The organism is Candidatus Limimorpha sp. (assembly GCF_056203535.1).
This window is the reverse complement of sequence record NZ_JBADWU010000070.1, coordinates 1-8700: the sequence shown is the minus strand read 5'-3', so window position 1 is coordinate 8700 and position 8700 is coordinate 1. Positions and strand designations below refer to the sequence as shown.

The following is an 8700-nucleotide window of genomic DNA, read 5'->3' as shown; positions in this document are numbered from 1 at the left end:
CCATGTCTGTCAGTCTTTTGCTTGTTTTGTTTTTCCACCACTAAGATAGGTGAAAATCCTGACATGGCAATGTCCTGGGCAACTTTTTGTTGCTCAGGATTTTATTCCTTTTAATCTATTACAGGTGTGCGGAATTAAGGTCATATTATTTTTATTATATGGTAATTAAAGCAAAAAAATCAGGCAGTCCCAAATTACGGATGGCGGATGGCCTTTTTCCGATAGGGACTGCCTTACTGCTTAATAGTTTGTTTTTGGAGCAATCAAGTTAAGCAGAGAAAACAAAGTAACGGTTAAGCCGACAGACCTCCTTCTTCGGTGGGTTGAAGGGATTCGTCTGTGGTTTCATCCTTGGCAGCGGCTTTCTTGCGGCCACGGTGCAGACTGGCCGTGACATTGGCCGACTCGACGACTTCGCAAATCATGGCATAGAACTCGGAGTAACTGCCTCCCTTTGCTGTATCCATTACCCGGAAGTATGGAATCAGCTCGGAGTTCAGCTTTACGAGAATCTGGCCTTTGAGTGCGGTAGCCGAATCGCTGCTACGCATGGCACCACGGCGCGTCTGGTACTCGGCACGTTTCGCCTCGAAAGCGGTCTGTGCGTTTTGCAGCTGCGCGAGGCAGTCCGCCATGCCCAGGATGTTGGCCACATGCAGCTGCATGGCATCCTCGCCGAGGTTGGTCAGCAGCGCATTGATGTGACCGGTCTTCTCATCGAGGCCCTTGCGCAAGATGGCAAGTCCGTAGGGCTTGAAAATCTCGGCGATGGCCATGGCGCTGTTGCGCACCACAGCATCCTGCGAGCCTTTTGAGCTGACCAAAAGATGATGAAACGAACGCAAGCACTGGCAACGGTTTTTGTCTTCAGTGCCATAGGCAGTGTAGACGCTGCGGTCGACAGCCGCGGTGATACGCTCCGACAGACTGCTGAAGTCTGCCATGGCGTTGGTGAGATATGAGTCCTCTGGGAACTCCAGGCCTTGGTATAGCGCCACCAGGCGAGTGGCAACTGCCGACACTTCTGAAGTGTGACAGTTCGAAGCTAGCAATACATTCTTCATTTTCAATGAAAATAATGGCCATCCGCATCCATAATGTCTTTCCCTTCTTTCTTCACGTTCTAACAAAAAGCCCTGGGATAATGATTTGAATTTGATAGTGTTGTCTTTTGGATGAATGCAGGTTATGCCGTAAGAATGTATTTGCCTCGGCAGAAGGGCGGGAACAGACACGGCATCGCATTGCGGCGTGTGGCTTCCCCGAATTGTTCTTTTCGGTGCGAAAAACTGCATAAGGTTGTGTGAAGCGTCACAAACTGCCATTGCAAATGTTTTGTCGTTTTGTGAAGCGTCACAAAGTGCCGTTGCAAATGCTTTGTCGTTTTGTGAAGTGTCACAAAGAGCCGTTGCAAATGCTTTGTCGTTTTGTGAAGTGTCACAAACTGCCGTTGCAAATGTTTTGTCGCTTTGTGAAGCGTCACAAACTGCCATTGCAAATGCTTTATCGTTTTGTGAACCATCACAAACTGTCATTGCAAATGAATTACCGTTTTTGTTGTCGTCACTTTTGACCATGCAGTTTTCCGAGTTATTGTTTTACTGTGATGAAAGGCTACCTAACCCGAGAACATCCACGCTGAAGGCTTCATAATGAATGAGGCGGTTTTTGGTTCCCAATCATCGAGGTGCAAAAGTAATATATTTTGAAAAATTCCGCAAGGGGGATGGAGCGATTTTTTGCGCAAATTTTAGTTTTTTTCTTTTTTTGTGCGCCAGCCAATCCGTGAAAATTCATGCGCTGCTCCTGAGTTTATCGAAGGATGCGCGTCTGAAATTTAATCCGTGTAAAATCAGCGGCATCTGTGCAATCTGCGGTTCCTATAAAAAATCCTGCTGAAAATCCCAACTGATAATCCTACTAAAAATAGCCGAAGGCTTCTCCCATTAGAGGTCGCTCCGCTCAAAATCCTTACTGAAAATCTATCTAAAAATCCTTACTGAATTTGAAAGGAGAAAATAAATCTGTAGTTGAAAATCCTCTGCGAAAGACAGCGAAATCAGCGGGAGAAAAAAACATGTTCCGCCAAGGCGGGAGAGAGTAAATTCGGAGTGAATTTTTCGAGTAAATTTTGAGTAAATTTCTTTTCGTGCGCCAGCCAATCCGTGAAAATTCATGCGCTGCTCCCTGCGCTCCCTGAGCCTGTCGAAGGGGCTTTTCGAAGGGCGCATCAAAATTTTTCCGTTCAATCTGTCAAATCTGTAGTTATCTAAAAATCAACTGTATCTGCAAAATCAGCGGCTCAAAAAAAACTCTGCGCAAATCAGCGGCATCTGCGGGAGAAAATATCAAATCTGTAGTCGTCCAAAAACCAGATCACAGTTCCTTTTTATGGAAAATGAAGTCATGGCCCAAATATACCTCGCGCACATGCGGGTCTTGAGCCAGTTTCTCAGGCACATCCGACATCAGGACCGTACCATCGAAAAGCAGATAGGCACGGTCGGTTATCGAAAGCGTTTCATGCACATTGTGGTCGGTAATCAAAACGCCGATATTCTTGCGCTTCAGCTTGAAAATGATGCGCTGAATGTCCTCGACGGCAATTGGGTCGACACCGGCAAAAGGCTCATCCAAAAGGACGAAATGCGGGTCGGTGGCCAAGGCGCGTGCTATCTCAGTCCTTCTTCTCTCGCCGCCCGAAAGCTGTATACCCTTGTTTTTGCGCACATGCTGCAAGCCGAATTCATCCAAAAGGTCTTCCAGTTTCTGCTTCTGCTGGTCTTTGGAAAGGTTTTTCTTAAACTGCATGACCGACAGAATGTTATCCTCAACGGTCATTTGGCGGAAAACTGACGCTTCCTGAGCCAGATAGCCAATGCCCAACTGAGCACGTTTATACATAGGTTCAGCCGTAATTTCCTGATCATCGAGAAAAACTTTGCCGGAATTAGACTTGATGAGACCGACAATCATATAGAAAGTGGTTGTTTTACCGGCGCCATTCGGCCCAAGAAGACCGACAATTTCACCTTGGTTGACTTCAACGCTGACCTGCTTTACAACCGTGCGTTGCTTGTATTTCTTGACCAAATCTTGAGTCCAGAGTTTCATAAGAACGTGATTTTAGTGTGAATTGAAAAAGAACTTGGAACAAAAATATCTATTTTTCGCTTCGCTAAACACAAATTAACGTAAATAAAACGTAAATCATCGAAATTTCTAATCATTTTCCCTATCAGTTTAATTCACATTAATTAACGATTAATTAGTGGCAATTTACGTTTCAAAAGAATAACATTTGATTTGCGTTTAATTTGTCCCAACTTATTATTTAAGTAACTATTTAAAATTAAACTACATTATATATAAAGGACACGGGATTTCGAGACTGCGAGGCTTCGGGATGCCGGAATGCCTCATAATCTCGCATTCCCGCGACCTCGATGCCTCGTTTTCAATATGTAAACTAATTTTGCTCACCTACTTATCTTTACTTATGTGATTTCAGAAAATGCCTTCCTTTAATATATCATGCAGATGAACGACGCCCAAATAATGCTCGCCATTCACCACAGGCAACTGGGTAATGCTGTTATGGCGCATAATACCCAACGCATCGGCGACAAGCGCATTTTCACCGATGGTCTTCGGATTAGGTGTCATGATTTCAGATGCCTTGATTTTTTCGATGTCAGGATGTTTCATCAGCATACGCCGCAAATCGCCATCTGTGATGATGCCAATCAATTTGCCGTTTTCGGTAACAACGGCAGCACCTAAACATTTCTTGGTCATCTCGATAATGACTTGTGCCAGACTGTCGTCAGGTCCGACTTCAGGCTTTTCATTTTTCGTGTAAAGGTCTTTCACACGCAGATACAGCTGTTTGCCAAGCGCACCGCCCGGATGGAATTTGGCGAAATCGTCATTCGAGAAACCACGGCCACGCATCAAGGTCAAAGCGAGCGCGTCGCCCATAACCAACTGAGCCGTTGTGCTGCAAGTGGGAGCCAGATTGCCGGGAATGCCTTCATTTGACACAGTAACATCGAGGATGAAATCGGCTTGTTCGGCCAAAAACGATTTGCGATTGCCCACAATGGCCACAATCTTGTTGCCACGCAATTTGATCAACGGCACCAGGACCTTGATTTCGGGCGTTTCACCGCTTTTTGAAAGTACAATCACGATGTCGCCTTCACGAATCATGCCCAAATCGCCGTGAATGGCATCGGCTGCGTGCATAAACACGGATGTAGTTCCCGTTGAATTCATCGTAGCCGTTATCTTTTGGGCAATGAGGGCGCTCTTCCCTATGCCTGAAAACACGAGGTTTCCACGACTTTCAAGAATCAAACGAACCACTTTTACAAAATCATCGTCCAAAAGAGGTCTTAAATGAGCTATTGCATCCGCTTCATTTTCAATCACTTGATTTGCAATTTGAAGAATATCCTGATTTTTTTGCATTTTTTCTTGAATTTTCTTGCGTCATAAAAGCTAAAAGCTATAATTTTGTCTCAAATGAGATTGCAAAATTAGTCAAAAATCTTGAAGTACCAAAAGGAGTTTACAATGGCAAAAAAAGAAGAAACTGCAATTCACAAGTTATTGAAAGAGGTTTTCGGGTTCGACCAGTTCAAAGGCAACCAGGAAGATATCATCAAAAGCATTCTGGGCGGTAACAACACCTTTGTGCTGATGCCGACTGGCGGCGGCAAATCGCTGTGCTACCAATTGCCGGCCTTGATGTCGGAAGGCACAGCCATAGTGGTTTCGCCACTCATCGCCTTGATGAAAAACCAAGTCGACATGATCCGTAACTTTGGAACGGAACTCGGCATCGCCCATGTGATGAACTCTTCCCTCTCGAAGGCCGAACTGATTGAGGTCAGGGAAGACCTGAAAAGCGGTAAGACCAAACTCCTTTATGTGGCGCCTGAATCGCTCACGAAAGACGAGACCGTCGAATTTTTGCGCGGTCTGAAGATTTCTTTCGTTGCCATCGACGAAGCACACTGCATTTCGGAATGGGGCCACGACTTCCGTCCCGAATACCGCCGTCTGCGCCCAATCATCAACGCCATTGGTGAAAAGCTCCCCATCATTGCCCTGACCGCTACGGCCACCGTAAAGGTTCAGCAAGACATTTTGAAGAATCTCGAAATGCTTGATGCCAAAATCTTCAAGTCGTCGTTCGACCGCCCGAACCTTTATTACGAAGTAAGGCCGAAAACGAAAGACGTCATCAAGGACATTATTAAATATATAAAGCAGAATCCGGGCAAATCAGGCATCGTGTACTGCCTCAGCCGCAAAAAGGTTGAAGAACTAGCCGAAACACTTGCCATCAACGGCATCAAAGCCTTGCCTTATCATGCAGGTTTGGACAGCCAGACCCGTAAGGAAAACCAAGACAAGTTCCTTATGGAAGAAGTCGATGTCATCGTGGCAACCATTGCTTTCGGCATGGGCATCGACAAGCCTGATGTGCGTTTCGTCATCCACCACGACATTCCAAAGAGCCTTGAAGGTTACTATCAGGAAACAGGCCGCGCCGGCCGCGATGGTGGCGAAGGCAACTGCATTGCTTTCTACGACTACGAAGACATCCACAAGCTGGAAAAATTCAACAAAGGCAAGAACGTGGCCGAACAGGAAATCGCCCGCGAATTGCTGAACGAGACAGTAACCTACGCCGAATCAGCCGTTTGCCGTCACCGTTTGCTATTGCATTATTTCGGCGAGGAATATAATAAGGAGAACTGCGGCTCGTGCGACAACTGCCGCTCACCAAAAGAAAAATTCGACGGCAAGGAAAGCATTCAATTGGTGCTTGAAGCCATCGAGGACACCAAACAGCTTTTCAAGACAAAGCATATCGCCGAATTGCTTTCCGGCAAACTCACCGGCGACATCAAGGCCGCCAAGCAGGAAAACAACGAGTTTTTCGGTGCCGGCGATGAGCACGATGAAAAATATTGGACAGCTGTCATCCGCCAGGCTTTGGTCAACAAACTGCTTTCCAAAGACATAGAAAACTATGGTATCCTGAAACTGACCAAGGAAGGCCGCAACTTCATCAAGAAGCCTTACACCATCATGCTCGTCAAGGACCACGATTACGAAAACTCTGATGATGAAGAAGCCGAGGCATTGGCTATGGGCATGAGCAAGGACGGCGGCGCCGACAAGACCCTGTTCGCCATGCTGAAAGACCTGCGCAAGACCATTGCCAAGCAGAACAACCTGCCGCCTTTCGTCATTTTTCAGGACCCGTCGCTCGAAGACATGGCCATCCAGTATCCTATCACCAAGGAAGAAATGACCCAGATTGCAGGCGTTGGCGCCGGCAAGGCCGAAAAGTTCGGTGAGCCTTTCATCAAGTTGATTAAGGAATACGTCGAGGAAAACGACATCACGCGTCCGAACGACATGGTGGTGAAATCGGTGGTCAACAACTCCGCACTGAAAATCGGCATCATCACCAACATCGACAAAAAGATTCCGCTTGACGATATTGCCTACGGCAAAGGACTGACGTTCAGCGAACTGCTTACGGAAATCGAAAGCATTGTTTCTTCCGGAACCCACCTCGACCTGAACTATTACATTGAAGACAATGTCGACATTTACCATCAGGAAGACATTTTGGATTATTTCCAGGAAGCCGAATCGGACGACATCAAGAAGGCTTTGGAAGAATTGGGCGAAGACGAATACGAAGAAGACGAAGTACGCCTGATGCGCATCAAGTTCATGTCGGATGTCGGAAACTAAGTTTAGATTAGCCATAATTTATTGGCATGTAGAGACGTACGGCCGTGCGTCTTTACGTTCCACAGGCATATAAATGAAAGTGAGATTTAACCATATCCTTCTGACCTGCCTTTGCGCCATTTTCCTCACGGCTTGTGGCGCAAAAGATACTATTGTACCACCCGAAACACTTCTCAACGAGACCCAAATGATTGACATTCTCACTGATGTCCAACTGATTGAAGGCGAACTGAACTTCCGCCGTTCCGAAGGCGAAGACATTCAGGGACGCAACAACCTATACTACAATCAACTGTTTGAGCATTACGGCATTACCGACAGTATTTTCAGTGAAAACCTACGCTATTATACGGAAAAGCCCGCAATTCTCGAGCGAATCACGGACTCCGTTTATAAGCGTTTGGTGAAAGAGCAGGAAAAGCTCAAAACCAAAGAATAATCATTTCTTCAATTCATTGGCAATCAAGTCATTCAATTGCTTGGCCGCATCAATCAACATGCTGTCTTCGGTTGGGAATGGCACTGCCTTTTCGTTGATTTTCCGCAATGTTTCCTGAGAACAAGCCTCACGGTCGCCGGTCACGGTTGAGAAATCGTGCTTGAACGATGAAGTAACCTCAAACGGGATTGAGAAATGGTCGCGGCCCAAATTGACATCATAATAACGCAAATGACCCTTGAGCGTCACGCTCTTCGACTGCGACTTATCTGTGACTTCAGCCGTCTTGTCGCCCAAAGTCTCCTTGAAAGTAACGGCATCGGTGCGTTCGGGCGTTGTCACCACATCCTCCAAAACCGCCGTCACGAGCAAATCGTAATGCACTTTCCTATGCTCCGTCAAATAGAAATTGGCATGGCTTGGGGCAAACTCATCAGCATCGAAGTTCCTCACTTCCGTTTCAAATTCATCCGGCATGAGATACTTGTACTCGTTCTCAAACTGAATCAACACGTTTTCAGAAGAATGAAGCAATGCCTTCAAGCGAAAATCCTGAATGTGAGAGTTTTCCGGATTCGTCCTGCGCAATTGGGCGATGTATTTTTCGGCTTCTTCGGCATCTTCCTTAGTCCGACTATCGAGCAGGACATTGCATTTTGCCACTAAAAAGCTCTCCGCCTTATTGCGCGAAGTGATGATTTCCTCATCGAGATGCAATTTGCCATAGTCCATATCCTTTTTCAAGGCTGGCGAAAGATCCTTCAAAGCATCGTTACGGCCTTTCATGGCGCAATAACGCTGATAGATTTCAGGCCAAGCCTCAGGTTTGCCCGACTCCTTCAAAGTCTGGATTTTCAGATGGTCGGCTTGGTTTGCACGATGATAAGAAGCCGCAAGCATCTCGACATCGTTATTGTTGTACTTGCCCGAATGAATCTCAGGAACCACGCGCTGAATCACCTGGTCATATTCCTGATTTTCATAGAGTTTCTTTGTCGTGTTGCACGATACAGCCATGAAGCCGAGCAACAAGACGGGAATAAATTTCACGTATTTCATAAGTTTAAAATCTAATGACAAACATAAAAACCTACAAATTTCGCACCAAAAATAAGAATTTTTGTGAGAATTAAAAAATAACCTGTAACGATAATAGTTGTTTTTTCGCTTCGCTAAACGCAAATTTTCGTAAATGAATCATAAATTAGTAAAGGCTGTAATTAAATGTATATCAGTTAATTCACATTAATTTTTTGCATAATTTGTGGCAATTTGCGTTTAACAAGAAAACAATTGCTAACGTCGAAATGTGTTACAATTTATTTTTTAAGCGTTACTTCTTAGTACATGACAAAAATTTCAAGAAGAGCAAAAAAACGGAAAAATCCGGTGTTTTTTTAGTTAAAACACTTGCATAATATCTTGGAAATCAGTAACTTTGAAGAAAATTTCCTATGTTTTCCATAGCTACTGATTCC

At 45.3% G+C, this 8700-nt stretch carries 7 protein-coding genes; 3 read left to right on the top strand and 4 right to left on the bottom strand.

What is annotated here, in order from left to right:
- Nucleotides 1–293: 293 nt before the first annotated feature.
- Entirely contained in the window at nt 294–1052 is a 759-nt protein-coding gene (locus tag AC06MN_RS08195; RefSeq protein ID WP_475671878.1) for a DUF6261 family protein, read from the bottom strand.
- A gap of 247 nt (nt 1053–1299) precedes the next feature.
- On the opposite strand from AC06MN_RS08195, the gene AC06MN_RS08190 reads away from it, so the two are divergent.
- Complete coding sequence (locus tag AC06MN_RS08190; protein ID WP_475671877.1) at nt 1300–1653, top strand: hypothetical protein; 354 nt, start codon at nt 1300–1302, stop codon at nt 1651–1653.
- A 723-nt stretch (nt 1654–2376) separates the two neighbouring features.
- Here the strand turns inward: AC06MN_RS08190 and lptB are convergent.
- Together lptB and AC06MN_RS08180 are read right to left on the bottom strand one after the other, a co-directional pair.
- Nucleotides 2377–3114 (bottom strand): LPS export ABC transporter ATP-binding protein, encoded by a 738-nt coding sequence (gene lptB / locus AC06MN_RS08185; protein WP_475671876.1) that lies wholly within the window; start codon nt 3112–3114, stop codon nt 2377–2379.
- A 393-nt stretch (nt 3115–3507) separates the two neighbouring features.
- A complete protein-coding gene (locus AC06MN_RS08180; protein ID WP_475671875.1) occupies nt 3508–4473 on the bottom strand; it encodes a KpsF/GutQ family sugar-phosphate isomerase in 966 nt (321 codons plus the stop codon).
- 105 nt (nt 4474–4578) lie between these two features.
- Here AC06MN_RS08180 and recQ point away from each other — a divergent pair, with 105 nt between their 5' ends.
- Nucleotides 4579–6783 carry a DNA helicase RecQ gene (gene recQ, locus AC06MN_RS08175; protein WP_475671874.1) on the top strand — a complete coding sequence of 735 codons (2205 nt, stop codon included), beginning with the start codon at nt 4579–4581 and terminating at the stop codon, nt 6781–6783.
- A 73-nt stretch (nt 6784–6856) separates the two neighbouring features.
- Nucleotides 6857–7222 (top strand): DUF4296 domain-containing protein, encoded by a 366-nt coding sequence (locus AC06MN_RS08170; RefSeq protein ID WP_475671873.1) that lies wholly within the window; start codon nt 6857–6859, stop codon nt 7220–7222.
- Here AC06MN_RS08170 and AC06MN_RS08165 read toward each other — a convergent pair whose 3' ends face one another.
- On the bottom strand, nt 7223–8281 hold the full coding sequence (locus tag AC06MN_RS08165) for a hypothetical protein (protein WP_475671872.1): 1059 nt from the start codon (nt 8279–8281) through the stop codon (nt 7223–7225).
- Nucleotides 8282–8700 lie beyond the last annotated feature (419 nt).